1 protein-coding gene is annotated in these 1,196 nt (G+C 33.4%); it reads right to left on the reverse strand.

The window, feature by feature from the left end; genetic code table 11:
• Positions 1–666: 666 nt before the first annotated feature.
• Positions 667–867, reverse strand: a complete 201-nt coding sequence (locus V7137_RS27830; RefSeq protein WP_042463323.1) for a cold-shock protein — start codon at positions 865–867, stop codon at positions 667–669.
• Between the last annotated feature and the right edge of the window lie 329 nt (positions 868–1,196).

Raw genomic sequence — 1,196 nt, forward strand, 5'->3', positions numbered from 1 at the left:
ATAATTAAGTATGCATCCGAATAATCGGATGCTTATTTTTATTGGGGATAAGCAGCATAAGAAATCTGGGTGTTTCAAGTTACTCCATAAGTGATGTAGGCTTAGATATATAAATTGTGAGCCATTATAACCCCTTAAGCCAATAAATTCCCTTATATCTTATTTTCTTAAAAATAACCTGCTCCGTTAGTTTCATAGATTAAGACGATTTCATTGTTAAAAAGCAAAAAAGATGTAGCCTTATTTTACAATAATTCTGTTGTCTCAAACGAAATTTCTCCTGATTGTAATCCCATATCATCAATAATTAAATTCTTATACAGTTTTCAAACTAAACTTTTCATTTCTTCTGGAGAATAAGCTATTACGACAGCCTTTCTGACCGTTCCCCATCTATGAAATAAAATATGTTACTCTCGATATATCCACCTAGCATACACAAAAAAAGAGTGAAAATTTTAGCCACTCTCTACAAAAGCACTTTTAAATTTTTATTCAAAGATAATTAGGAGAATTTTTGATTATGTGATACACTTTGTTTACCATTTGATTTACTTGTTTACATGTTTACATGTGCCCTACTCATTCGAGAGTGGGGCTCCTTGTTTTAAAAGAAAAAATAAAAAACAGACTCAATTAAGAGCCTGCTTTATTTTGTTCTTATTATTAAGCTTTACGCACGTTAGCTGCTTGAGCTCCACGTTGACCTTGCTCAACGTCAAAAGTAACTGTTTGACCTTCGTCTAAAGATTTAAAACCTTCGCCTTGGATCGCTGAGAAATGAACGAATACGTCTTCTCCGCCTTCACGCTCGATGAATCCGAAACCTTTTTCTGCGTTAAACCATTTTACTTTACCTTGTTCCATTTTGTTTCCTCCTGCTGTGTGCTTTGCACACAATGTGTTACTATCCTTGCACTCAGTGATCATCAAGACGAAAAGTTAATCTTATACTATCCTTTACACCGAACAAAAATAATTCTTCTAAAGTTTAACATTTTATAAAAGTATTTGCAAGAAAACATAAACACAACCATTTTTGCCACTCTCAAATTTCACACCTGATTTTAGATTCTTATGTTGTTCTTATTCAAGTAAAGCACCCGTTCGTATTATAAGGTCGGCCAGATATTTAAACTGTACCCGATAGAGTAGACATTTAAAAAAGGTCTGCCCTCTCGGGTACTTTTATGTAT

Source organism: Neobacillus drentensis (genome assembly GCF_036962765.1).
GTDB classification, from domain to species: domain Bacteria; phylum Bacillota; class Bacilli; order Bacillales; family Cytobacillaceae; genus Neobacillus; species Neobacillus drentensis_C.

What these genes read in the sequence shown, in the direction of transcription:
- V7137_RS27830 (WP_042463323.1), bottom strand. Translation starts at nt 867, where the DNA reads ATGGAACAAGGTAAAGTAAAATGGTTTAACGCAGAAAAAGGTTTCGGA.